At 43.7% G+C, this 25,695-nt stretch carries 22 protein-coding genes; 11 read left to right on the top strand and 11 right to left on the bottom strand.

The window, feature by feature from the left end:
- Positions 1-439: 439 nt before the first annotated feature.
- From CLV25_RS08265 to CLV25_RS08255, 3 genes are read right to left on the bottom strand one after another with little or no spacing between them, the layout of a single operon-like run.
- Positions 440-2,170, bottom strand: coding sequence for an acyl-CoA dehydrogenase family protein (locus tag CLV25_RS08265; RefSeq protein ID WP_131839171.1), 1,731 nt, complete (start codon positions 2,168-2,170; stop codon positions 440-442).
- 32 nt (positions 2,171-2,202) lie between these two features.
- Positions 2,203-3,222 (bottom strand): electron transfer flavoprotein subunit alpha/FixB family protein, encoded by a 1,020-nt coding sequence (locus tag CLV25_RS08260; RefSeq protein ID WP_131839170.1) that lies wholly within the window; start codon positions 3,220-3,222, stop codon positions 2,203-2,205.
- Positions 3,223-3,258: 36 nt separating this feature from the next.
- Complete coding sequence (locus CLV25_RS08255; protein ID WP_131839169.1) at positions 3,259-4,137, bottom strand: electron transfer flavoprotein subunit beta/FixA family protein; 879 nt, start codon at positions 4,135-4,137, stop codon at positions 3,259-3,261.
- Between the two features lie 365 nt (positions 4,138-4,502).
- On the opposite strand from CLV25_RS08255, the gene CLV25_RS08250 reads away from it, so the two are divergent.
- Positions 4,503-6,800, top strand: coding sequence for a patatin-like phospholipase family protein (locus CLV25_RS08250; protein WP_131839168.1), 2,298 nt, complete (start codon positions 4,503-4,505; stop codon positions 6,798-6,800).
- Positions 6,801-6,859: 59 nt separating this feature from the next.
- Entirely contained in the window at positions 6,860-7,339 is a 480-nt protein-coding gene (locus CLV25_RS08245; protein ID WP_131839167.1) for a hypothetical protein, read from the top strand.
- 36 nt (positions 7,340-7,375) lie between these two features.
- Here CLV25_RS08245 and CLV25_RS08240 read toward each other — a convergent pair whose 3' ends face one another.
- Positions 7,376-8,173, bottom strand: coding sequence for a DUF3298 and DUF4163 domain-containing protein (locus tag CLV25_RS08240; protein ID WP_131839166.1), 798 nt, complete (start codon positions 8,171-8,173; stop codon positions 7,376-7,378).
- A gap of 198 nt (positions 8,174-8,371) precedes the next feature.
- Here CLV25_RS08240 and nfo point away from each other — a divergent pair, with 198 nt between their 5' ends.
- From nfo to CLV25_RS08225, 3 genes are all read left to right on the top strand, one after another.
- Positions 8,372-9,211 carry a deoxyribonuclease IV gene (nfo, locus tag CLV25_RS08235; RefSeq protein ID WP_131839165.1) on the top strand — a complete coding sequence of 280 codons (840 nt, stop codon included), beginning with the start codon at positions 8,372-8,374 and terminating at the stop codon, positions 9,209-9,211.
- Between the two features lie 3 nt (positions 9,212-9,214).
- Positions 9,215-10,186 carry a ferrochelatase gene (hemH, locus tag CLV25_RS08230; protein ID WP_131839164.1) on the top strand — a complete coding sequence of 324 codons (972 nt, stop codon included), beginning with the start codon at positions 9,215-9,217 and terminating at the stop codon, positions 10,184-10,186.
- 130 nt (positions 10,187-10,316) lie between these two features.
- The gene (locus CLV25_RS08225; RefSeq protein ID WP_131839163.1) at positions 10,317-11,204 is read left to right on the top strand and encodes a cation diffusion facilitator family transporter; all 888 of its coding nucleotides are present in this window, start codon (positions 10,317-10,319) and stop codon (positions 11,202-11,204) included.
- Here the strand turns inward: CLV25_RS08225 and CLV25_RS08220 are convergent.
- Positions 11,201-12,085, bottom strand: a complete 885-nt coding sequence (locus CLV25_RS08220; protein ID WP_131839162.1) for a pyridoxamine kinase — start codon at positions 12,083-12,085, stop codon at positions 11,201-11,203. The genes CLV25_RS08225 and CLV25_RS08220 overlap by 4 nt on opposite strands.
- A 186-nt stretch (positions 12,086-12,271) precedes the next feature.
- On the opposite strand from CLV25_RS08220, the gene CLV25_RS08215 reads away from it, so the two are divergent.
- From CLV25_RS08215 to CLV25_RS08205, 4 genes are all read left to right on the top strand, one after another.
- Complete coding sequence (locus CLV25_RS08215) at positions 12,272-12,520, top strand: DNA-binding protein (protein WP_131839161.1); 249 nt, start codon at positions 12,272-12,274, stop codon at positions 12,518-12,520.
- Between the two features lie 148 nt (positions 12,521-12,668).
- A complete protein-coding gene (locus CLV25_RS08210) occupies positions 12,669-14,060 on the top strand; it encodes a DUF4403 family protein (protein WP_131839160.1) in 1,392 nt (463 codons plus the stop codon).
- Positions 14,061-14,095: 35 nt separating this feature from the next.
- Positions 14,096-14,275 (top strand): hypothetical protein, encoded by a 180-nt coding sequence (locus tag CLV25_RS15935; protein ID WP_165877026.1) that lies wholly within the window; start codon positions 14,096-14,098, stop codon positions 14,273-14,275.
- Complete coding sequence (locus tag CLV25_RS08205) at positions 14,262-15,971, top strand: chloride channel protein (protein WP_243649608.1); 1,710 nt, start codon at positions 14,262-14,264, stop codon at positions 15,969-15,971. The genes CLV25_RS15935 and CLV25_RS08205 overlap by 14 nt, the downstream gene beginning before the upstream one ends.
- 48 nt (positions 15,972-16,019) lie before the next feature.
- On the opposite strand, the gene CLV25_RS08200 is transcribed toward CLV25_RS08205, so the two are convergent.
- Positions 16,020-16,553, bottom strand: coding sequence for a hypothetical protein (locus tag CLV25_RS08200; protein WP_131839158.1), 534 nt, complete (start codon positions 16,551-16,553; stop codon positions 16,020-16,022).
- 206 nt (positions 16,554-16,759) lie between these two features.
- On the opposite strand from CLV25_RS08200, the gene glyA reads away from it, so the two are divergent.
- On the top strand, positions 16,760-18,040 hold the full coding sequence (gene glyA / locus CLV25_RS08195) for a serine hydroxymethyltransferase (protein WP_131839157.1): 1,281 nt from the start codon (positions 16,760-16,762) through the stop codon (positions 18,038-18,040).
- A 105-nt stretch (positions 18,041-18,145) separates the two neighbouring features.
- Here glyA and CLV25_RS08190 read toward each other — a convergent pair whose 3' ends face one another.
- The 5 genes from CLV25_RS08190 to CLV25_RS08170 form a co-directional block, all read right to left on the bottom strand.
- The gene (locus tag CLV25_RS08190; protein WP_131839156.1) at positions 18,146-18,589 is read right to left on the bottom strand and encodes a GNAT family N-acetyltransferase; all 444 of its coding nucleotides are present in this window, start codon (positions 18,587-18,589) and stop codon (positions 18,146-18,148) included.
- A 52-nt stretch (positions 18,590-18,641) separates the two neighbouring features.
- Complete coding sequence (locus CLV25_RS08185; protein ID WP_131839155.1) at positions 18,642-19,727, bottom strand: tetratricopeptide repeat protein; 1,086 nt, start codon at positions 19,725-19,727, stop codon at positions 18,642-18,644.
- 211 nt (positions 19,728-19,938) lie between these two features.
- The gene (locus CLV25_RS08180; protein WP_131839154.1) at positions 19,939-20,652 is read right to left on the bottom strand and encodes a hypothetical protein; all 714 of its coding nucleotides are present in this window, start codon (positions 20,650-20,652) and stop codon (positions 19,939-19,941) included.
- Positions 20,649-21,956 (bottom strand): MBL fold metallo-hydrolase RNA specificity domain-containing protein, encoded by a 1,308-nt coding sequence (locus CLV25_RS08175; RefSeq protein WP_131839153.1) that lies wholly within the window; start codon positions 21,954-21,956, stop codon positions 20,649-20,651. The genes CLV25_RS08180 and CLV25_RS08175 overlap by 4 nt, the downstream gene beginning before the upstream one ends.
- Positions 21,957-22,145: 189 nt before the next feature.
- Positions 22,146-23,804 (bottom strand): hypothetical protein, encoded by a 1,659-nt coding sequence (locus tag CLV25_RS08170; RefSeq protein WP_131839152.1) that lies wholly within the window; start codon positions 23,802-23,804, stop codon positions 22,146-22,148.
- A 577-nt stretch (positions 23,805-24,381) separates the two neighbouring features.
- On the opposite strand from CLV25_RS08170, the gene CLV25_RS08165 reads away from it, so the two are divergent.
- Positions 24,382-25,104, top strand: coding sequence for a hypothetical protein (locus CLV25_RS08165; protein ID WP_131839151.1), 723 nt, complete (start codon positions 24,382-24,384; stop codon positions 25,102-25,104).
- Positions 25,105-25,695: the final 591 nt, after the last annotated feature.

Here is a 25,695-nt window from a genome sequence, read left to right as displayed (position 1 = left end):
TATTGAATGGTTATCGATAAAAGCAAAGATAGAAAAGTTGGCTAACTATTGCTGCAAATTGGGGTAAAAGGTGGGCTGGAATGGATGATACCTCCTTTAAACTAGTTAATAACCACCTTCGAGCAGCTTATAACCTGCTTGGAACAGGTTAGTAACCTATTCGGGGCAGCTTATAACCTATTCAGAACAGGTTAGTAACCTATTTGGAACAGCTTATAACCTATTCGGAACAGGTTATTAACCTATTCGGAGCAGCTTATAACCTGCTCGGAACAGGTTACTAACCTATCTGGAACAGCTTAACAACCTATTCCAAATAGGTTATCCCCATGCTGGAGGTGGTTGGTATGCATTTTATGGAGAATAAGCACGAGCTTCGAAAGGGTTATAAACGAAAAAAGCCCCGATCTCTCGGGGCTTTCTATAGCGTATTATGCAATTATGCTTGCTTGATAACCTCTTCCTGAACCATCTTGTAGATGCCAAGATCGTCAATATGGCTTTTGGCAATGTAGTTATAGCGATCCTTGTTCCATGCTGCACCAAGCTTGATGTAAACATCAGCCGAGTTGGTGAAGCGGGCGTCGCGCTGAGCGTCGAGTAGGAGCAGGTAGCCCATGATGATGTGGCCAGCCATCTCTACCAAGCGGCGAGCGTGGAAGTCTAGGTATTCGTTGTCGCCAACGGCATGCACCAGCTCGTATGCCTTCACGTACTCCTCGGTCATGTCGGCAAGAGTCTTTTTCATGTACTCCATGTCGGTATGAACTGGGGTAGCCGCGTAAGCCTTCATCTGCTGTAGGAATACGCCGGTGGTTACGCCCTTAATGGCGGCAACAACCTGTAGCTGCGAGGTTCCTTCGTAGATGGTGGTGATACGTGCGTCGCGGATGATGCGCTCGATTGGGTAATCCTTCATGAAGCCCGATCCACCGTGGATTTGTAGCGAGTCGTACGCAATTTGGTTGCTGTACTCCGAAGCGAATAGCTTAAGTAGTGGAGTGTAGCAGTCTGCTAGCTTGTTGAACTCCTTTTGCTCTTCGCGCTCGTTCTTCTCGAGCTTACGGTCTTGGCTGATGTGGTAGTATGCCTTGTACACATCAACAAAACGAGATGTTTCGTAAAGCAGCGCACGCGATGCCTGAAGCTTAGCCTTCATGTTGGTAAGCAGCTCGTATACGGCTGGGAACTGGATGATGGCCTTGCCAAACTGCATACGCTCGTTGGCGTACTTAACAGCCTCGCGGTATGCAGCCTCCGATAGACCTACCGATTGAGCACCTACACCAAGACGCGCACCGTTCATCAACGACATTACGTACTTGATAAGGCCCATCTTGCGGTCGCCAACTAGTACTGCAGGTGCGTTGGTGAATACCAGCTCGCAGGTTGGCGAGCCAATGATACCCAGCTTATGCTCGATACGGCGAACCTTCATGGCGTTGTCCTTCTTGTCGTACACGAAAAGCGACAGACCACGAGCGTCGTTGGTGCCATCTTCCGAGCGGGCAAGAACTAGCGAGATCTCAGCATCACCGTTGGTGATAAAGCGCTTTACGCCGTTCAACAACCAAGTGCCCTTCTTCTCATCCCAAGTTGCCTTTAGCTGTACAGCCTGTAGGTCCGATCCTGCATCAGGCTCGGTAAGGTCCATAGCAGCAGTTTGGCCTTGGTGGATACGTGGAAGGAACTCGTCCTTTATTTCTTTTGATCCGAATTCGTGGATAGTTTCAGCACAGTCCTGCAATCCCCAGATGTTGGCAAAACCAGCATCGGCACGCGATACCAGCTCGGCAGCAACCACGTATGGAACCATAGCGAAGTTCAATCCGCCGTACTCGCGTGGAAGCGACATACCGTAAAGACCTGCTTGGGTTAGCGCATCGTGGTTTTCTTGGGTGCCACGAGCGTACTTAACGCGGTCGTTAATTACCTCTGGACCTTCGGCATCAACCGACTCGGCGTTAGGGTCAAGGATGTTACCGCAAATATCACCTACAATCTCCAGCGTCTTATCGTAGCTATCAAGAGCATCCTCAAAGTCGATAGGTGCGTAGTCGTAGGTTTCCTTATCTACAAATCCCCTTTCCTTGAGCTCCACGATCTTCTTCATCAGTGGGTGCCCTAGGTGGAATTTCAAATCTTCGTTATCTGAGTAAAAATTTGCCATTGTTCTTGGTTTTAAATCGTCCTACTTACGCACTACTTCGAGTTCTTCTTGTAGTACTTAATCAATTTAGGGATGATTTCAGATACATCACCGGTAATTGCGTAGTCGGCAATTTGGTTGATAGGGGCAGCAGGGTCGTTGTTGATCGAGATGATCATAGCCGATTGCTCCATACCTGCGGTGTGCTGGATTTGCCCTGAGATACCGCAAGCGATGTATAGCTTAGGACGAACGGTAACGCCGGTTTGACCAATCTGGCGGGCATGCTCGGCAAAGCCAGCGTCAACGGCAGCGCGCGATGCGCCAACCTCGCCACCAAGAACCTGAGCAAGCTCGTGTAGTAGGGCGAAGTTTTCCTTCGATCCCACACCGTAACCACCGGCTACGATGATTGGGGCACCCTTAATGTCGATCTTGCGCTCTTCTATCTCGCGCTCGATAATACGGATAGCCTCGTCGGCATCGGTAAGGAACTTGTTAACGTCAATCGTCTTTACCTGTGCAGGCTTAGCGTTGGCAATAACCTCCTTCTTCATTACACCCTCGCGAACGGTTGCCATCTGTGGGCGGTGGTCGGGGTTAATGATGGTAGCGATGATGTTACCACCAAATGCTGGGCGGATTTGGTATAGAAGCTTATCGTAAACCTTTCCGGTTTTATTTTCGGTGTGCGAACCGATCTCAAGCGAGGTACAATCGGCAGTCAAACCGCTATGAAGAAGCGATGAAACGCGGGGACCCAAGTCGCGACCAACAGATGATGCACCAAAGAGCGCAATCTGTGGCTTCTCTACCTCGAACACGGCCTTAATAAGGGTGGTGTGAGGAAGGGTGCGGTATGGAGCAAGGCGAGCATCGTCGGCAACGTGTACCACGTCGGCACCGTACTGCCCGAGTTCTGCCTCAATACCTTTAAGGTTATGACCGATGGCTAGTGCCTCTAGCTGGCAGCCTAGCTGGTCGGCAAGGTTACGGCCTTTGGTAAGCAGTTCAAGGCTCACATCGGCAACCTTACCATTTTCTATTTCGCAGTAAACAAAAATGTTGTTCACGGTAAAAGTCTTTTTAAGTTTAGAAAATTATTAGGATTAACCGATGGTGTGATTAGCCATAAGCTCCTTAATCAACCATTCGATATCTGTATCTTCCGATGATAGGCGCTTAGCCTCCTTAGCGGCAAACACCACGTTGTCGATTTTCTTAACCTTGGTAGGCGATCCCGAAAGACCCAGCTGCTCTACATCGGCATCAACATCAGCAACACCCCACTCTGGAATGCGAAGGTATTCGCGGCTTTGCAGCTCCATGTAGTAGTCCGATGTTTGCTCTTGGAGTTCGGTAACGGTACGGGCATGCTTAAACTTCATCAGGTGCTTAGCGTTACGTGGGCGAGCTTCAGGTGCCGATGCGGTAACGGTAATAACCATAGGAAGTTTTCCTGCAACAACCTCGATGCCGTGCTCAAGGCGACGCTTGATGGTCATCTCCTCGTTTTCGAACGATAGGATGCTTTCGGCATAGGTTACCTGAGGCCAGCCTAGCTTCTCGGCAACTTGAGGGCCTACCTGTGCGGTATCGCCATCGATAGCCTGACGACCAGCTATAACAAGATCAGGTTGAATTTTCTTAACGGCTTGCGAAAGCGCGTAAGAGGTTGCTAGCGTGTCCGATCCCGCAAACTTACGGTCGGTAAGCAGTACTCCGCAGTCTGCACCACGGTACATGCCTTCGCGAATAATATCTGCAGCACGACCAGGACCCATTGTAAGAATGGTTACAGTTGTGCCAGGATATCTGTCTTTTAGTCTAAGAGCCTGCTCTAAGGCATTTAAATCCTCTGGATTGAAGATCGCAGGAAGCGCTGCACGGTTTACGGTGCCGTCGGCCTTCATGGCATCCTTGCCCACGTTGCGGGTATCGGGTACTTGCTTTGCGAGAACAACAATCTTTAAACCTTTTTTTGTCATATATTCAAGGGTAATTTTTGCTGTGACGGGCAAATATAGGAAAAAATGCAATGAGTCAAACTGGTCGTTTGCCAATTGCCCTCGACCATCTGTTAATAGTTTGTAAAACATATTTTTGGTAATGATTTTTTATAGCACTGTATTAATGCTGGTTATGTGCTCTTCTGTATGTCTGTTTTGCTGTTTGATTATTGCGGTTGTTTACATGGTGTGAATTATTGAAAGGGTAGCAGCAGCCTGTATATGTTGAATTCACTACTTTCCCCTTTGATTAGTGTCACTTTTTTGCGCTTACCGTATATAATAGGTATAATAGTCTAGGCTAGATCTGAATGTTGATACGTATATTTGTAAATGCTCGGTAAATGATAACTCTACTAATCGTAACATTTTACGCCAAAACGCTATTTATGGTGAAGCGCTCAGCTCTTATTTGTTGCAGCATTATAGCAATTGCTGTATTTCATATCATTCCATTATCGTATGCACAGCGGCCAAAAATAGGGTTAACCCTTTCGGGAGGTGGTGCTAAGGGGTTGGCGCATATCGGTATTCTGAAGGCAATCGATAGTGCTGGTTTGAAAGTCGACTATATTACAGGTACCAGCATGGGCGCTGTTGTCGGTTCGTTGTATGCTGCTGGTTATTCTGGTAAGGCGATCGAGAAGATTGCTAACGAAATAGACTGGAATACGCTTTTTACGAATAATCCTCAGTATAGCGATGTCGCTTTGCGAGAAAAGGATGAATTTGGAAGCTATCTCCTTGAAGTTCCAATCAAGGGCTTTAAGCCTGCATTAAACTCGGGATTGATGGATCCTGAAGGTGTATGGATCGAATTCCTTAAGGTGCTATATCCGGTTTATCGGATTAAGAACTTTCATAAGTTGGATATTCCATTCGAGTGTATCGCTACCGACCTTGAAACTGGGAAGCCTGTTGTGCTTAGTACGGGTGAAATAGTTCAGGCTATTAGGAGCAGCATGGCAATACCTTCGGTGTTTACCCCTATTGCCTATCAGGATAGAGTTTTGGTAGACGGGGGCTTGGTACAGAACTTTCCGGTTAGCCAGGCAAAAAAGATGGGGGCCGACTATGTTATCGGAGTTAGCCTTTACTCTGGGTTGCTAAAGCGCGATCAATTTAAGTCGGCGCTTAATGTGATGGATCAAATAACCAGCTATGTTGATGCTGAAGATGAGGTTAAGCAGAAGAGTATGTGCGATCTTCTGATAATGCCGCCAATAGGCGACTACAATGCCGCTAGCTTTAGCGACTATAAGGAGATTCTCAGACTTGGCAACGAGGTGGGGGAGATGATGTACCCTAAGTTTAAGCATCTCGCCGATTCGCTGAATAGTATACAGCATATAGATTACGATCCTTACACTAGACTCAGACCCGAACCGTCCGTCGTTTTGGACGAGATAGAGGTGGTTGGGATCGGTCAAACAACCCGTAAGCAGCTTCTCGATAATATGGCGCTGAAAGTAGGAAAGTCCTACTCGGCCCATAAACTCTCGGATGCTTTGAAGCGGGCCTACGCCTCGCTCGACTACAAGTACATATACTACGAGTTGCATCCAACAAGTGTAGCTAATCATGCCAAAATTCGAATTGTAGCGGAAGAGTACAGCTCTACATGGATAAAGGTGGGGCTGTTTTACAATAGTTTCTTAGGTACTGCTGTCAACATGAACTATACTATTCGTAATTTCCGTAATACGAATAGCCGAACAATGGCTAAGATATCCATCGGGGACAGCTTCGATGGGCTTTTTCAAAGTAGGCTTTTGTTTGGCCAGAAAAATAAGAATCAGGTGCAGGCTGAGCTGCGTTTAACCAATATCGACTTGCCTTTGTACAGTGGAACAAAAAGGCTTTACGTTTATAATACCTCGTATAATAAGTTTGATCTGTCGTACACTTGGTATATGACAAATACGGCCAGCGTTGGTGGCGGCGTTGCGTTTAACTACATGAACTATTCTCCGGATATTGCTGCCGATATTCGGTATCGTGGAGGTGAAAGCCATTTTTATGGGCATATAAATCAGTATACAAATACACTCGATCGGCGCTATTTCCCCACAAAAGGCTTAATCTCGAAGCTTGAGTTGGGCTACGTTTTTGGTCGCGATATATATAAGCATCTTTCAAAAAGTATGACTACTTATGATTCTATTTTATTAACCATGAAAAGTAGACCATACTACAAGTTATCCTACGAAGCAACGCTTTATACGCCGATTAGTTCGAAGGTGTCGATGTTCTGGGAAGCTCAGTTGGGAGCCCAATTTAACTTTAGTGGCCTTTACTTCAGCGAGTATTTTCTAGGTGGAGATCAATCTCTATTCCAAAACCATATGAATTTTGCCGGATTGAAGGATGCCCAGATAATAACAAGCTCTTTAGCATCGATCCATTGGGGGGTACAGGCAAATATATTTAACAACCTCTATTTACAGGGGAAGGTAAACTATGGAGTTTACGATTTTGTTGAGAATAAGACGCTAACTTTTGATCTTAAATCTCAACACATGTGGGGTGTTGGTGCCTCAGTTGGTTACTTTATCTCTAAATGGCCCATACATCTTTCTTTTTCATACTCTCCAGAAATGAATAGGCTTTACTCAAGCTTCTCGTTGGGTTATGCCTTCTAAAAATGGAATAGTAGTGCTCTGGCATAAAATCTGCATAATTATTCTAAAAAGGGAATACTATGAATAAGTTAAGAGTTTTATTTTTTGCACTATCGGTTGTAGGAGTGCTCTTTTCATCAGCAGCTTTTGCTGATGGCCACGAAAAGAACCATAAGGAGAAAAAACACTGGAAGGAGTCTAAAAATCCACACCGTGAGGATAAATTCTACAAGAAGGGACATGGACATTGTCGTGTTGTCGAAGTTCAAGAGGTGCACCATCCTCGGGGGAAAAAGTTTTACCATCCGAAGTGGCATCCTCGTCGTAATTTTGAGCGTCGATGGGTTTACTTTCCCCGATACAATATGTACTGGGATAATTATAGGGATGTTTACGTATATAACTCATATGGGCGTTGGATAGCAGAGCCAGAGCCTCCCCGTATTGCTGTAGATGTTGACCTTGCCGATGAGCGTTTTGTAGAGCTTGGTGTAGATCTAGATTTGCGTAGCGATGTTTTTAGGCTCAACGCTAGGCATCGAGTGGTATTTAAGCTTTAAAATAAAAGAAACGAGGTCGTCAAGACCTCGTTTCTTTTATTCTGTAATGATGTATTCTGACTTCAGAACCCCCTTGAGCATGCTAAAAGGAATTGTGTACGAAATGACCCCATCAGCGTAGCTTGCTATCTCGTAGTAGTCGTATGCCAAGAGCAGCCCTTGGCGGGTAAGCGCAAACGAGGAGGGTAACGGAAGGTCGTCTTCCGAAACAAATAGGCCTACGTCTTCGAGTGTCGATTGTTCCTTAATGTTTCTGCTCTTCTTGAGATGTGCAATATTGATTGCTTTAAATTCAAGTATTTTACCTGTTTGAATGATGTCGTCTAGTTTAAGGCGTTTCCCATTGCTTGATTTAAAAGAGGTGTATGTTTCGGATGGATTGCCGTGTGCTCCACCGGTATAAGAGTAGTGCATTCTTCGTAACGAAATAGTATTTGGAGTGTTGGATACTACAGTTACGCTATCGATGCTTTCCCATCCGAGCATTGACAAGCCAAACTCTTCCTTTGTTTGCTTGATACACTCATCTACAAATGCTTTAGTGGCTTCCTCAGCAGTCTTACATCCCTTAAAAGCAGAGTATTGTATATGTGCGTAAAGGCTATCCGCTAAATTTTTATTCTGCTTTTCATCAAACTCGGGATAATAGATGCTTGCTCGAAATAGCAGCGAAGTATCTTTTATCTTGTCGTTATTTTGCAAGTAATGAGCAGCCTTGTACTTGTAGATAATGGTGTCGCCAGCATTGCTTATAGTGCTGTTGCCGGAGGTATTGCAAGAGGAGAGAAAAAGTAGTGCCGAATAGTAGGCTCCTATCGCTATAAAAAATTTCATATTCTTTTTTTAGACAATCAAAGATAGTATGTAAGGTGAATTTGTCGGAAAGTTCTGTTTTTTTATCCCCCATTTTTAACTTTAATATTAAATTCGGGGAATAGTTACACTGGAATATCCATGTTTTGTACGTAAGTACAAATGAATAAAACGTGTATAATGGGCATTCCATCAGGTCGTAGACGTAAATTTATTTTGATGAAATATTTTGGAGCACATGTTAGCGCATCGGGTGGGGTAGAGAATGCCCCTATCAATGCACATAGAATAGGAGCAAAGGCATTTGCTCTTTTTACTAAAAACCAGCGGCAGTGGAAATCTGCGCCCCTATCATCAGCCTCAATTAGTGCATTCAGGGCTAACTGCGAGAAGTACGGTTTTTCTCCTTCGCAGATTCTTCCTCATGATAGCTATCTTATTAACCTTGGGCATCCCGAGGATGAGGGGTTGGCTAAGTCGCGTGAGGCATTTTTAGATGAAATGATGCGCTGTGAGCAGTTAGGACTCGATAGGCTTAACTTTCATCCGGGAAGCCATCTGGGTAAAGTTGATGAAGAGACTTGCCTGCGTAAAATTGCAGAATCGATAAATCTAGCCCTAGAAAAGACCTCTGGTGTTACTGCAGTTATAGAAAATACAGCAGGGCAGGGTACAAATCTTGGATTTAAGTTTGAACATCTTCGGTACATCATCGATCATGTCGAGGATAAAAGTCGCGTTGGCGTATGCATCGACACTTGCCATGCTTTTTCTGCGGGGTACGATTTGGCAACTCAAGACGCATTTGATAAGACATTTATGGATTTTGATGCCATTGTAGGATTTGGCTACTTAAAGGGAATGCATCTTAATGATACTAAGAAAGCGCTGGGCAGCAAGGTCGATAGACATGAAAATATTGGAGTAGGGTTTCTCTCTACAGATGCTTTTAGGTTTATTGCCAAGGATCCTCGATTCGATGGAATCCCATTGATACTAGAAACCCCTAATGAAGAGTTATGGGCTCAAGAAATAGCCTTGCTCTACAGTTTTCTCTAACCGATGAAGGGTGTAATTCTAATAAATACAGGTAGTCCTGCCTCTCCTTCGATTAGGGATGTCGGTTCTTACCTTTCTGAGTTTTTAATGGATGAACGGGTAATTGATATTCCGTTCATCCCTCGATTTTTGCTAGTGCGTGGAGTTATTGTCCCATTTCGGAAGTATAAGTCTGCGAAGTCGTACAGCACCATTTGGACTAATGATGGTGCTCCCTTATTGGTAAACTCAGTTAAGTTGGCTCAAAAGGTTGAGGCTTTAACAGGTATAGCCGTTGAGGTTGCAATGAGGTATGGTCGCGAAACCGTCAAAAATGCATTTACAAGGTTAAATGCAAGAGTTTCGGATCTTTCGGAAGTGGTTGTGGTTCCATTGTTTCCTCATTATGCAATGTCTTCCTACGAAACTGTAGCTGTACATGCTGAAGCGATGTTGCAACAACTATCTTCGTCAATCACAATTAGGGTTGTAGAACCTTTTTACAATCATCCTCAGTATATCGATTCTTTGGTTGGCCAATTTGCTTCGCTTAACCTTTCTTCGTACGACAGATTGCTGTTTTCATATCACAGCATTCCTATTAGGCAGCAGGAAAAGTCGCTTAAAAAGGTAATGTCCGATCAATCTTTTGGAGTAAACTATCAGTATCAGGTAGAGCAGACTTCTAAGCTGGTTGCCGAAAAGGTAGGTATGATAGATAGGTATGATGTCTCATTTCAGTCAGCGATTGGGGATAGGTGGCTTGGTCCTTCAACTGGCGATGTATTAGGGAGCTTACCTGCTATGGGGATTAAAAGAGTACTTGTCATGAGCCCCGCTTTTGTTGCGGACAACCTTGAAACGCTCAAGGATATAAATGTAGAGGCTCGTAAAATATTTATGGATGCGGGTGGTGACGCTTTTACCTATGTTCCTTGCTTGAACGACAGCAGTCTGTTTGCTCAATTTGTAGCGAACATGGTTAATGCAGTATAAGCGTTGTAAAACATATCTTCTTGTGTTATGCATTGAAAAACAAAACACCGCAAATGCTGTTCCTAAATTTGATATAAATCAGCATTGGAGTGCGGTTAAAATTTGAGCGTTTTCTACCTTTCCGAAAAAAATGCACGATCATTCGACCCATAGCCCCCATCATCCAAATGGAGCATTAAAGATCGCCCTTTTCCTTAATGGTGGTTTTGCCATTATAGAATTTATAGGGGGGATACTTACTAACTCTACGGCAATTTTAAGCGATGCCATTCATGATTTAGGAGATGCGGCTGCAATTGGTACGGCCATTTACTTTGAAAAAATATCCCGTAAGCAGCGCGATAAAAAATATACCTATGGCTATAAGCGTTACTCTCCATTGGCGGCACTCATAAATACGCTTATTCTTCTTGTCGGTTCTACTGTTGTTCTTTTTCAGGCAGTACCACGATTGTTAGATCCTCAACCACTAAATTCTTCTGGGATGATATTGTTGGCAATTTTGGGGCTGATTTTCAATGGAATTGCTGTTGTTCGATTAAAGAAAGAAACCTCATCAGTGTCAAAGAAGGCTGTTTTGCTTCATCTTTTGGAAGATGTTTTGGGCTGGTTGGCTGTTCTTCTGGGAAGTATTATCATTAAGCTTACAGGCTGGACTATTGTAGACCCAATTATGTCGTTAGGAATAACAATGTTTATTCTGTTCAACGTGTTCAAAAACCTTCGCTCGATTTTTAAGATATTCATGCAATCGGCTCCAGATGGTATTGATGAGAATGAAATTCTTAGAAAGATAAAGAAAGATCCTCAAGTTGTAGGTGTTCACGATGTCCATCTTTGGACTATGGATGGTAGCTACCATGTAGCTACAATTCACGTTGTTGTTCGATATGGGTTAAGCAACGACGAACAAGTTAGTCTGAAACAGAACATTTGCAAACTTATGGACGATTTTGACATTGACCATGTTACCATAGAGGTGGAATTCGATACAGAAAACTGCCAAAAATGCGATTAGTGGTTCTTCCAATCGAGTATTTGGTAGCTGGTCGGTTGTACGGCTTGGCTTAATGATGGAAGAATACGTTCGAGCATTATGCCTTCCAATGGTTTTCCTGGATAACCAAATGTTGCTCGAACTCCAAGGGAAGCAAAGCTTACGGCTCTGTCTAAAGCAATAGGAAGACTATCTCCTTGAAGTATAGATCCTACAATGACGCTTGCAAACGTATCACCTGTTCCAGGAAATGCTGCTGGTAAGTAGCTGCACGATACCTTCCAAAAGCGACCGTCTTCGCTATTGTATGCAATTACAGAGGTATGCTGCTCATCAGTAGTGGGAATGCTGGTAATCATTACGATCTTAGGTCCCATATCTGCAAGGCGAAGTAGGTAGTTGCGCGCCTGTTGTTCTGTTATCTTTGGCTGGTATGGCTCGTTTAGAAGCAGAAAAACCTCTGTAAGGTTTGGTGTGATGATATCTGCCTTCTTTACGAGCATGCGCATTTCTGTAACCATCTCTTGGCTAATGGAGGTGTATCTTTTCCCATTGTCGCCCATAACTGGATCTATCACAACCATCATGTTGTTGTCTCTAAAGTCGTCGATAAACTTTGCGACGATGCTTATTTGTGCTGCGGAACCAAGAAACCCGCTGTATACTGCATCAAACCGAAGTTTTAGCCGCTTCCAATGGTCGATTATAGGTTGCATATTTGCCGTCAGGTCTACAAATTCGAATCCGTCGTACTGGCTGTGGGTCGAAAGTATGGCTGTAGGCAATGGGCAAACTTGTATTCCCATCGACGAAAGTATTGGGATAATAACCGTTAATGATACACGCCCAAAACCAGACATGTCGTGTACTGCTGCAACTCGTTTAACGGGGTTAGAAAACATGCTTTTTGTGTTTTCGACAAAGGTAGTCAACTTAATTGTTGGTTGTAACTTGTTGGAATAAAATTAGATGGTTAATTGTAATTAAAATAAACGCAATATTAGGATAAATGTTTTTTTTCATTGAAAAAAATGTATAAATTGGAAAGCAGTTAAGAATCTTAATTCCCAAACTAAACATTCAGGGTTATGAGAACTATAACATTTAATGAACTTCGAAAAATCAAAGACAGTCTTCCAGAGGGAAGTATTCATCGCATCGCAGAGTCGTTGCAAGTGTCTGATGAAACTGTTCGCAACTACTTTGGCGGTGCTAACTACAAGTTCGGTCAAACTGTTGGAATTCACATTGAAAAGGGTCCAGATGGGGGTGTCGTAGAACTCGATGATACTACAATTCTGGATATGGCATTAAGCATGCTTAACGAAAAGTCATAAAGCAATTAGCAAAAAGTTCTCATTTTAATAAAGAAGCGGCCATCATTTGATGGCCGCTTCTTTATTAACGCCTTTTAAGAAGATTAAGAATTTGCTTAAATCCCGTTTCGTTAACTTTGTGCCTTAACAAATCAAAAATATTTAAACCATGCGAGTAAAAAGTTTTTATAAGCTTTTGGTTGGCTTATCTGCTGCTCTTTTTATTCAGGGGTGTTCTTCTACATCTAAAATTCCCAAGCCTAACGAAGGCTATACCAGCTTTGAATACAAACCTACCTCTTCAGTGGTAAATGTTCCTGTTTCTCTTAGCGAAAAGATGCTCAACAGCAAGATTAATGCTGAAATTAATGGGCTGCTTTTTGAGGATAAGAATATGACCGATGACAATGTTATGCTCAAAGTTTGGAAAGTTCAGCCCATTGCTGTTCAAATTAATGGAATGAGCATCGACTATCGAATTCCGTTAAAGATTTGGCTTAAAGGAGGTATGACTAAACTTGGTATAACGGTTGCTAAGGAGGTGGAACTCCAGATTGCACTGAAATATCATACCACGTTTGGTATTGCTCCCGATTGGTCTGTATCGTCAAAAACCGTTTCGTCAGGTTTTGAGTGGATAACCAACCCTGAGGTTAGCCTTGTAGGATTCAAGGTTCCAGTTAAGTACGTGGCCGATAAAATTGTAGGAGGAATGCAAGGTCGTGTATGTGCCGAGATTGACAATCAGATAAAGACTCAGTTTGATATTAAAAACCAAATGGCTACCGCTTGGAAGCAGGTTCAGCAGCCAATGTTGCTCAATAAGGACTACAACCTTTGGCTTAAGTTAACTCCTTCGGAAATTACGGCTACACCATTCACCTCTCGTAATGGAATTGTTAGCACAGCCATTGGGGTTAAGTCTCAAACAGAGGTGCTTGTTTCTACAAAGGCCCCTGTTGTTACGCCTGTTGCAAAGCTTCCAAACTTTCGACTAATTCAAAAGTCTGATGGGCAGTTTAACTTTAATATATGGACAGATATTCCCTACGCTGAAGCAGAACAGATTGCAATTAAGGAGGTAAAGGGGAAAATGTTTAGCTCAGGAAGTAAAAACGTCACTGTAAATAGCCTACAAATCTACGGCAGCAACGGGAAGATTATTGTTGGAGCAAATCTGTCGGGTAGCTTTAATGGAACGGTTTATTTTGCGGGTGTTCCTGTTTACAACAAGGAAAAGCACGCGGTTGAGGTTGCCGATTTTGATTTCGAGATGCAAACAAAGAATATTCTTTACAAGAGTGCTGCATGGCTATTTAAGAGCACCATAAAGGATGCAATTAAGGAAAACATGGTATTCCCAATCAGTAGCTATCTGAATACAGCTAAGAGTACTGCTAATGCTAGCCTTAAGAATAATAGATCGGTTCAGAATATTGCCATCAACGGAGTTGTAGATCAAATCGATATAGATAATATTTATCTTGCAGACAAGTCGTTTAAGGTACTTGGTATTGCTCGAGGAAAACTTAATGTTGCTGTTGAAGGATTAAACTTTTAAACTGTATTAAGTAAATAGTACTAAAGCCATCGGTTATGCTGATGGCTTTTTTGCTTGTTGCTATTAGCTCTATTAATTTTGTTGGCAGTTTAGATTATTTTACCTTAGCAACTATTCTCGTTAAAAATAGGAGAAATGTTTTTTTCATCGTATCTGAGATTGCTGATTCAGAAAGTAAAAAGGTTGCCAAAGCGGCATTTAATGCTTTTGTTTAGCGTTCTTACTGGTGTTTTTTGCGGGTTTGCAGCAATAACCATTAAGTGGCTTATTCATTTTGTTAAGGTTAATCTAACAGGTTGGCTACCTGCCGATAGTGGAAGCGTTCTTCTATTCGTTTATCCTATGGTTGGGGTTTTACTCACCATCCTATTTCTTCGTCTATTTGTTAGAGACGATATAAGCCATGGCGTTACTAAGGTGCTTTATGCTATTTCTCGTAAGGAGTCGAGGCTAAAAGCGCATAACATGTACACATCTATGGTTGCAACTTCGCTGACTATTGGTCTTGGAGGCTCGGTTGGTGCCGAAGGTCCTATTGTAATGACCGGTTCGGCCATTGGTTCTAATATTGGTCAATTTTTCAGAGTTGATGCGCGCACTATTACGTTGCTATTGGGAGCCGGTGCGTCTGGTGCTATTGCTGGTGCATTTGGAGCTCCTCTTGCTGGGCTTATTTTTACACTGGAGGTTCTTATGCTCGATCTTACCATGTCTGCAGTGGTTCCTCTTTTGTTGTCTACGGTTTGTGCGGTAAGCGTCACCTATCTCTTTGTTGGGTCTTCAATAATATTTCCCGAAAGATATATTCTAGATTTTTCGGTTTACAACATTCCTTTTTATGTAGTTCTTGGTATAGCCTGTGGTGCTGCTTCGCTTTACTTTACGTGGGCATCCATTTCTATAGAAGGTTATTTTAGGAAGCAAAAAAGCTGGATCGTAAGGTTTCTTGTAGGAGGAGTGCTGCTAGGGCTACTAATAATGCTCTTCCCATCACTTTATGGCGAGGGGTATGAGGCTATTGGAAAGTTGCTGTCGTTAAAGAATAATGTTCTTTTTGAGCATACCTTATACTATGGCTTAAGAGATAATACTTGGGCGCTGCTTTTAATCCCTTTACTTATTATACTATTTAAAGTACCTGCTATGGCGTGTACTTTTGGTGCTGGGGGGGTAGGGGGAATTTTTGCGCCTAGCCTTTTTATAGGAGGAATGGTCGGATTTTTTGTTTCAACATCCATTAATGTTCTTTTTGGGACAACCCTCCCTGTCGGAAATTTCACCTTGGTCGGTATGGGTGGTGTATTGGCGGGTGTAATGCATGCGCCACTTACGGGGATTTTTCTTATTGCCGAAATAACCGGAGGGTACCAGCTTTTTATTCCGTTGATGTTGGTGTCCGTTCTTTCATACATTACGGTATTTAGCCAAAACCGTCATTCGCTTTATACGTTGCGCTTGGCACAGTCGGGCGATTTGATTACGCACCATAAGGATAAGGCTGCTATAACCATAATGTCGCTTGATGAGGTTGTCGAAAGAGACTTTGTTCCTGTGCTATACGATGCTTCGTTTGGCGAACTGGTTAAGGCTGTTGCAAAGTCTAAGCGAAATATTTTCCCCGTTATCGACCAGAATCGCTCTTTAAAAGGGGTTGTCCTGCTCGACGACATTCGTCATATAATGTTCGAAAGTTCCAATTACGATGTGGTAAAAGTGAGCGATCTTATGGTTTTACCTCCCGAGCAAATAGTGTATGGTAATTCGATGGAAGAGGTTTTCTCTAAATTTGAAGGCTCTGGAGCTTGGAATTTGCCGGTTGTTGACGAACTTGGCGTATACGTTGGTTTTGTTTCTCGATCGCGGATACTTTCCATCTATAGGGAAAAGCTGGTTGACCTCTCTAACGAATAACAGTCTCTTTCTTTCATCGGTTCTGCAAGCCTTGGGGGAGATTGTAGACTATAGTCGGTAGTAAAAGTTGAATCCCAAGTTTGGGAACGACGATTTTTCTAGATTGGAGGTTATACCCCAGTAGGAGGTGTCTTTTATTCGTTTGTCGCTGCCTACCTGTATGGAATATCCGAGGTATACTTCAACTCCCCATCGCTGTGAGAGGTTCAAGGCGCGTCCCAGCTGCAGGTTCAACAACGAGTGCAGCTCCTCTTCTTCCTGTGTGTCTTCGTTCAAGAAGCATAAGCCAGCTCGTGTAAACCAAGGCCTCTGTGCCGACATTTCTGAACTTCCAAATAGATGAACCTGTCCTGTTATTGACACCGATTGAAACTGGCTACCAAAGGCTTGGAACCAACCGTACGATGCGCCCACCTGCACTTGTCCTTGAAGGTATCGAATACCTACATTGCTCATTTCTGGCATCCCAAAGCCTCCAGTAAGCAAAAAGTTGCGTTGGCCGATTGCCGCTTTAGCTGGGTACGCCACTATGGTTGCTACAAGAACTGCTGCTGCTAACCATTTTGTTGCAATTTGTTGCATGGCTCATTTATAATAGATAAGAACACCTTTAAAGCACTGACATCTACTTGTACGAATATGATATTTTATTGTTTTACATCGATTTTTCACGTTGATGGGGTTGTGGTTCTAGCATACACAGTTATTTTAGCGAAATCATTTCGTTAAATTATTTTTTGATACCGAGATTTACTTACCTTTATCCCCACAATTTAAAAAAACGTATTATGGTCCGCGATACACAGATCTTTGATCTTATTGCTAAGGAGCGAGAGCGTCAAACTCATGGTATTGAGCTTATCGCGTCAGAAAATTTCGTTTCAGAACAGGTAATGCAGGCAATGGGTTCTGTACTTACTAATAAATATGCCGAAGGCTATCCTGGTGCACGTTACTATGGCGGTTGCCAGGTGGTAGACATCGTTGAGCAGCTCGCTATCGATCGTCTAAAGGAACTTTACGGTGCAGAATACGCTAACGTGCAACCACACTCGGGCGCTCAGGCAAACATGGCCGTTTTTATGGCTTGCCTAAAGCCAGGCGATACCTTCATGGGGCTCGACCTTGCGCATGGTGGTCACCTTTCTCATGGTTCACCAGTAAACATGTCGGGTACGCTTTATAACCCTATTGGGTATAAGGTCAACGAAGAGGATGGACGCGTTAACTACGATATAATGGAGCAAATGGCCATCGAGCATAAGCCTAAGCTTATCGTTGGTGGTGCTTCGGCCTACTCTCGTGAGTGGGATTACAAGCGCATGCGCGAAATTGCCGACAAGATTGGCGCAATCTTTATGGTGGATATGGCTCACCCTGCAGGTCTTATTGCTGCTGGTTTGCTTGAGAATCCAGTTAAGTATGCGCACATCGTAACATCTACCACCCACAAAACGCTTCGTGGTCCTCGTGGTGGTATTATCCTTATGGGTAAAGACTTCGAAAATCCTTTTGGACTAAAGACTCCAAAGGGCGAAGTGAAAATGATGTCGGCAGTGCTTAACAGTTCTGTATTCCCAGGAATACAGGGAGGACCACTTGAGCATGTTATCGCCTCTAAGGCTGTTGCCTTTGGCGAAGCATTAACTCCAGAATACAAGGTATACCAAACTCAGGTTAAGAAGAATGCTGCAGTTCTTGCACAAACTTTTGTTGACATGGGCTACAAGGTTATATCTAATGGTACTGACAATCATCTTATGCTGATAGACCTCCGAACCAAGTATCCAAACATCACCGGAAAGCAGGTGGAGAATACGCTGGTTAAGGCAGATATCACCATTAACAAGAATATGGTTCCTTACGATTCTCGTTCTCCATTTACCACTTCGGGTATTCGTGTTGGCGCTCCTGCCATTACAACCCGTGGTCTTAAGGAAGATCAGATGCCGCTAATCGTTGAGTATATCGACACGGTTATTGCTAACATCGAGAACGAGGCTAAGATTGCTTCTGTTCGTGCAGAGGTTAATAAGATGATGAAAGATCTACCACTTTTTGCTTGGTAGTGTTTGAATAATAGTAGTTAAAATTTAAAAAGGGCTGCCTGTTGAAGGTCGCCCTTTTTTTGTTTTAGAGGGTGAGATTTAGTAGTGGCAATAAATCTCAATATGCTATTCTTTTACCTGCATGTATAACAGGTTGGGGTAGAATCCCAGCTCTTTGTAAAAGGTTATTGAGTTTTCGTTGCACGAAGATACGTATAAGCCAATCTCCTTGCAGCGTTTGTCTTTTAGCCATTCGATATGCAAGCGCATTAGCTGTCTGCCAATTCCTTTTCTTCTTTGGCTGTGCAGCACATGAAGCGAAACAACTTCGCCCGTGTGCCCCGATACTGTGGATATGCAGTAGCCGTAAACGTTTTCATCTTCTTCGGCAATCGTAATCTTCAGCTCTTTATCCCCATCTAGTATAGCACTCATTCGGTCTTCAAAAACCAGATTGGCATACTGCTCCTTAAATACAGGTTCTGATTGTTCGTGGTACTCTCTGTTCCTTATCCAAAGATGCTTAATACGCTCTATTTGCGACGGACCAATGTCGTGGTATTCGATCATATGCGCTTACTATTTGTTGTTTTACTCCTTTTATAGGGATATGGCTATTCTTCTACTGGAACTGTCCCCTGTAAAATTTGTTGTTGCTGTCTAGCTGAAGCTTGTTATTGCTAAACCAGCTGATAAAGCTGTTCCACTTTCCCCTGTTAAGCGAAACCCATTCCTCGAAGTTGTTCTCTTCGCCTTTCATCAAAATCCAATGGTTGTAGGCCTCCATGTGTCCGGCTTCCTGAACCTTCTTCATGTATTCGAAGAGCGCATTGGGGTAGTTCTTGTTGAGCTCCTGCTTGTAGTAGTTCGCTAGGAAGTTTGTGCGGATTCTATCCAACGAGTTTATATCTATTTCTCTCTCGTTTACAATAGAGAGCATTAGCGTTGGCTCGAATATCAGCGAGTAGGGGAGTTTTGCTCCATCTAATGCAACGCTGCTGCTTGGGATTACTACATTCCGGCTAAAGCTTACGCTCATTGTTGTATCCGATGTAATACGGATTTCGCTCTTGTAGGTATTGTAGAGTAGCTTGCTAATTTCTGCGGTTCTTTTGCTGTTTCGTTCCAGGTTCATAAAGATTTCGCCGTAGAGTACGCCCCACATCTCTTCGGTTGTTTTGCAGTAGAGCTTAGATGCCCAGTAGTAGTTAGAGGAGAACGAAGGATCAGCGCAAATGCCTTGTTCGAAGTAGGAGAGCGCCTTGTCTATGCTATTCCCGTTCATGTACACAATGCCCATTTCTAGATAAAGGAAACCCGTATTAGGGAACTTTTTCAATCCTTTCTCGTATATTTTTAACGCTTTATCCGATTTCCCGAGGCCATCGTAGCTGTTGCCTAGCAGCTGGAAAACCCTATCCGATGCATCCTTATGGTCCTCTAGCTTACTTAGTATTCTAACAGCCCCCGTGTAGTCGTGCTGAAGGTAGCAGGCGTAGGCAATCTCGTAGGGGTAGGCAATATTGGTCGGATCGAGCAGCTGTGCCTCTTGTAGCAGCTTAACAGATTCGGCTACCTGCCCGTTATCCATTTGCTTTATTGCTTTTAGGCCTAGCTCAAGCGCTTTTTCTTGGTTCGTTTGGCCGTATGCTGCTGCTCCTAAAAGTAGTAGTAGCACGAATCCTGTGTTTTTAAGAAGATAGGTCATATAGTGGTTTTGTTTTGTGAGTACCTATGCCTTTGTGCCATACCTGCTACTCCTACCTATGCAACAGCTGTAATCTTCTAGAATTCGTAAGGCTGCTGCTAGTATCCCCTCTATTCATCTCCAAATCACTCAAAACCCAAAAGGAGTGCATGGGCTGCTTATATGTTTATGCTTGCCTTTAGCTACTGTTTTTTGCTTGATGCCGAAACCTCTACTTGTTTTCGATTTCCCTAAAAACGATTCGGCTCTCTTTAAACGCAATCGTATCAACGGCTGTGGTTCGAGATGCAATTTTTGCCAAATATTCCTCGCTTATCGAGTTGTTCTGTCTTAAGTACCAGCCCGAAAAGCCTTGTGATAAATTGATGGTTGGAATGTTTTTTACAATGCAGCTTACAATAGGGAACTGTATTTCTCCATTGGTTTCGTAGGCAAATACTGTAGGATTAAATGAAGTTTTTGTTGATCCTAGAATTGCAGGTTCCGTTTTTACAACAATAGGCTTAAACTTTAGCCACTCTTTGTCGAAAAGGAATGAGGTCGTTTCCAGCGTATCTTTTACGAAATACAGAGCCCCATTTTGCCGTTGTAGCTTATAGGTCTGTTTTTTTCCATCGTTATATAATATTGTTGCCTGCGATTTTGAAACAATTGTAATCGTATAGCTGCAGCTGTTATACTCCATAATATTGTCATCTAGAGAAGGTCGTTCCTTAAAGATCATGTAAATATCGTCCTGAAACCTTCGTATGTAGCCATTTATTATTGAGGTGTCAAAAACTTCTCCTTTGTTTGTAAACATGCGGGTCGTTCCTTCCACAAAGCTTGCTTTTTGAAGCGTCTGGGGATAGCTTTCGTCATTGTTGCACGATGTGGTGCACAGTATGCAGGCGAGCATTGCAACGCTTAGGCTTATCGTTTTCATGGTATGTCGGGATATTGGCTGGTGGTACGAATTTCAACTTCTACATCATCCTTCGTTTGCGATGATGTGACAACTTTAGCCCTCAGCTCATCTTTTAGGGGTAGCTTTTGGTCGTCGGTCGATTGCTCGGCGTGCATGGGCACTATGCCGCTTCTTGGGTTTACCAGATTGCAGAGCCTAGCAAGGCAATCTGCCGAGGCATGGCCGCTGGAGTGCATGCTCTTTACAACAGGGAACCTCGCAACAAAGTCGAGGTAGCGCTTAACGGCATGCTTGCTGTTGGGGTTTACGTAATCCTTCCACATCGAGTAGATGAGCACGGTGCTGTCCATATCCAGTCGGGGAATGATAGCCTCTAAGTATTCATCAAACTTTTCGGTGGCCCTAACCAGCATGCAGAACCCCGTCTCCTGCATTTGGGCTGCCAGCTGCTCGTTCCCCTTCCAAAAGGTGTGCGCGCTGTCGAACACGAATAGGGGAGATCTTCTCCCTGCAGTTTCGGTAAAGATATCCAGGATGCACTTTTGGTAGTCGTCGCATATAAACGGTCGACCGCCCATTTCCCGGTTTGCTCCATAAAATGTTGCAAGACGTTCCATATCGGTCGACGAGCACATTACGAACACGTTCCTGTACTGCCTCATCAGCTCTAAAGCTCGCCGCCCTAGACCATGCTCGTGCGATACGCTCTCGTTGGAGCACGATGGCATCGTTGCCTCGGTTATTAGGAAATCTACCTTCCCCTTTCGTAGTACATGCTTCTCAACTGTCGATAGCAGACCTTTTCCAATGTAGCCATGACCGCGAAAATCGCCCGTATGCAGTATCCTCTTGCCCTGTGCCTCTACCAGAAACATGTACGAGTCGTAGGCCGAGTGGCTCACAAAGTATGGCGTAACCTTTATGTCGGCAATGACGATTGGCTGCTTGGGCTTGTACACCACCATCCTTTCCAACTTCGACAGCACTAGGGCCTGCTGCTCCTCGTCTCCATTTGTACGGGCAAGCCGCTGATGCCTATACAGGGCAACTCTTTTGGCTACGCAGCCGATATGCTGCTTTACGCTGTCGTCGACAAGGTAGGATAGCCCTAGCAGTTCGGGATGGAAGTGGGTGTAGAATATGGCATCAGCACCTCGCGTCAACCGTGCCAGCGCCTCGCTGTTGGCAAGCGTAATCTGTGCGTTACCATCACCATCGGGATGATTTTGCCCCAAGTCTATAAGTATACGAGCCTGCTCGGTTGCAATCTCTGTGATGCAACCGCTAGCTTGGTCGATGCCCCTATGGATGGTTATTCTCATTTTTTACAGTTGGCTGTTTGGTGGTGTATCCTTTGCCTTATTGTTCGAATCACGGAATCTTCGGATTACGCTGTTTTCTCGGATTTACCCCTTACGGTATTGTGCTACCCATTTACTAAGGTTAGCCTTTCCGTGTAATCCGAGTAATCCATTAGTTCGTGATTCAGACGTTATTCATTGTTCCTTCTCCTATTGAACCTTTACTATCCGTAAGTTACCTTTCTTATCAACCTTTTCCACCGTCCATCCTTCTTTAAGTTCGATGGTATAATGTTCACCTACAATAGTGTTGCCTTTTATATCAGTAGGAAGAGGGAAGATGAACCAAGTGTTTTTGTCCTCATGTTTTATTAAAATGCCGGAAACACCTAGTGCCGCTTTACCCTCGATTGTCGAAAAATTGCCAAAGTTTTTTCCTTGCGTATCCCTTCCACTAATGCTCGAGTATACTGTTCCTTTATCTTTTAGGCGTAACGTTCCATTCATGTCGTAGCTTTGAGCGAAATTGTTATCGGCTAGTAATACCGATAGCGTTGGCTTTTTAAAGAATATGTTGGTATAGTAGGCAATGTTCTTCTCATTTGTCTCTTTTCTTTCTGTCTCTAGCTTATGAATGCCATTATAGTTGTTCCTATTTTTTGCATTGTCCACATCTTTTGAGGTAAAATGTAAGGCTTTACCTAAGCATCGCTTCTCGTAAATTTCCAGAAAATTATAAACTTGGTCTAATCCATTCCTCCATTGGACATTTAGATGGTCGAAAAGCAGTCCGTAAGCTAAGCCTGTTGCATAGGGGAATGGTCTAGTGTAGGTATCTGCTGCTTCTCGCTTATCTATTTCGTTTATTGCCTCTTGGTATTTATTGGGGTAAGTCGATAGAATGTAGCCCGTATAGCTTGCTGTACCTTCCAATGTTTCTATCTCCAGCTCTTCTTTCAGAAACGAATTGTACTTATCCTGACGTAGCTTCCTAAAGATAAAGGCATCTCGCAGGTAACCTTCAACGATGCTCTTTTCTTTGAGCTCGTTTGCCGATTTGAGCGCATTTCGCAACGCTTGATATTCTAGCCTAAGCCACTCCCTTGCGTCATAGTTGTCTAGGTAATCAATCTGATTGCCGTATAGCTTTATATGCCTATGCTGTAAAACGTGGAAAAGCTCATGGATAATTGTTGCGCTATTGTAGTTTAGGTAGCTATGCATAATAGTTGCAAACATTTCACCTTCGTATTTTTGGGCAGTGTTACCCTGGCTTAATTCATTGGGTGCAACTTTTTTGAAGTATAGCACAGAATCGGAGGTGCTGCTCCCTTTTAGCGGGTAGAGCGAGTAGATTTCACCATTATTCCCCAGAACAATTGTTTTATCCGACCAAATATTTTCTCCCCACAGCTTACCGTTATCCTTATCCAGAATAGCCTTTGCTTTAAGCAGCTCATCTTTGGCCTCTTCCTTGGTTCGTTGAGGCAGCGTTACCTCGTTAAGCTTAACTTTTTCTAGTATAGATTTCCATTCTGGCAGGGAGTGGAGGCATGCTAGGTCGCCATCGACGGCAATATGCTGGTAGTTATAGTAGAATCGTTTATCAGCAAGAATGTTTAATGTTTTTAAAGCATTAGCCGTATCCTTATTTAATGCATATATGCAGGCACCATTGTATAGCCTTGATGAGGAGATGTCGTTTCCGCAGCTGTCAATAACTTGGCTGAACAGCTTTGCTGCAGTCTGATAGTCTTTGCCCTTATAGCTTTTTATTGCATTAGTATAGGTTGCATCTGCATCAAATTTCTGTGCATATGAAATTGATGATAATAGCAGAAGTAAAATAAGGCTTGCTGTGTTTCTCAAAGTGGTAGGTTGTTTGTAGCTCATTTTGATAATTGTAGTTATAAATAGGTAAATCGCATTCTACTAATATCCATTTTTAAGTAGTAGAATAATCTTTTTCCCGCAACCACTGCTATTTACTCGAACGGGTAGCCGTAGAAGTCCATCATAAAAGCCATACGATTCGAAATGATTACAGGGAAAAATATCGGCTTCCAATATAGCTAAATATTACTAGCATATCTCCATAGACTTTAACTTTATTTTTTCAACCTCCTACATGCTCCCGCTGCCAATGGGGCAATCGCTAGGCTACGTCGAGTAGTTGTGATGGCGCATCGGCTCTGGCATAACAGCTAACGGTAAATATCCCACCTTTCGCCATACATCACTATAAAGTAGGCTTATAGCTGCCAATGTTTTTTGTTTGCTGGTGGCAAAAAATTAGCGAAAAATATTTTTTTTATCAAAAAATGCTAATTTTGTTAACCGTACCTCGTTGCAAAGGGCCCTGTTCTACCAACAGCCAAATCGTAGGCATGCTATTTCAACGGTGTATAAGTTAACCTAGTTGTACTACCAAAAACTTTCTTAATCTATGGGAAATGCAAGTAATACGGGACATGCCAACAACCTTGCCAACCTAAAAAAGATTGTCGGCATTACCGCAGAGCTGGGTGCCAAGTACAATCCTGTACAGGAAATGCTAAAGCCCGTTAACATCGAGAAGTCTGTTGCACTTGGTCAAAAGGTGCTCAACGAGCAGCAGGCCGCCGAGGTAACCTACAGCGAGGCTGTAGACGCTCGTGCCTCGCTCTTCGACGATCTCGACAAGTACTCGCAGCGCGTGGTCAGCATCTACGCCATATCGGGTGCCGATGCCAAGTCTGTGGAAAACGTAAAGGCCGTTCATCGTAGGATGTATCCTCAGCACGCTTCCAAAAAGGGCGCTGCTACTGCCGAAGCGCAGCCTAATACTCGCTCTTCTGCTCAGCTGGGATTCGAGGACAAAACCAGCAACTTTGCTCAGATTGCTTCGTTTGTGGAGGCCAACCCTAAGTACGCGGCCAACGAGCCCGAGCTCACCAAAGAGGCGGTACGCAAGTACTCTGCCGACCTTATTGCCGCCAACGACCGTTGTGCTGCTGCCGAAGGTGCTCTCGAATCGGCCCGTATCGTACGCGACAGGGTGTTCTACGATAACGACGATTCGCTTTACAATATTTTCCGTGGGATTAAGCTCTACGTCAAGGGCGTTTATGGAACGTCGAGCGTAGAGTACAAGCGCATATCGGGTGTTGAGTTTAGATGTTTTAAGTAGCTAATGGCTAGGCCTAGACCCTAGAGGGGTGGCAGCAATGCCACCCTTTTTGTTGAATATGTGCTTGTAGAAGCGCCGCTAATCGTCGCTACGGTTGTATCATCAATGTACCCCGTTTCGTGTTAAACCTCCCCGTTAAACCCGATAGTGTGATAAACGCCTCTGTGCAACATCGCATTTACGTCTTCTAATCATCCGCTGTTGCCTGCCAGCTTCGCGTTTACAATTTCTAACCAACCAATGTTGCTGACCAACTTCACGTTTACAGTTTCTAACCAACCAATGTTGCTGACCAACTTTACGGTTACAGTTTCTAGCTAACCACCGTTGCCTGCCAACTTCGCGTCTGCAGCTTCTAACCAAGCACTGTTGCCGACTAACCTCGCGTTTACGGCTTCTAACCAAGCACTGTTGCCGACTAACCTCGCGTTTACGGCTTCTAACTAAGCGCTGTCGCCTGCCAGCATCACGTTTACAATTTCTAACCAAGCGCTGTTGCCGACTAACCTAGCGTTTACATCTTCTAACCAACCAATGTTGCCGACCAACCTCTCGTTTACAGCTTCTCGATGGGCATTGAATACCCCTAAA

The organism is Acetobacteroides hydrogenigenes, assembly GCF_004340205.1.
Lineage (GTDB): Bacteria > Bacteroidota > Bacteroidia > Bacteroidales > ZOR0009 > Acetobacteroides > Acetobacteroides hydrogenigenes.
This window is presented reverse-complemented; position numbering and strand designations above follow the sequence as displayed.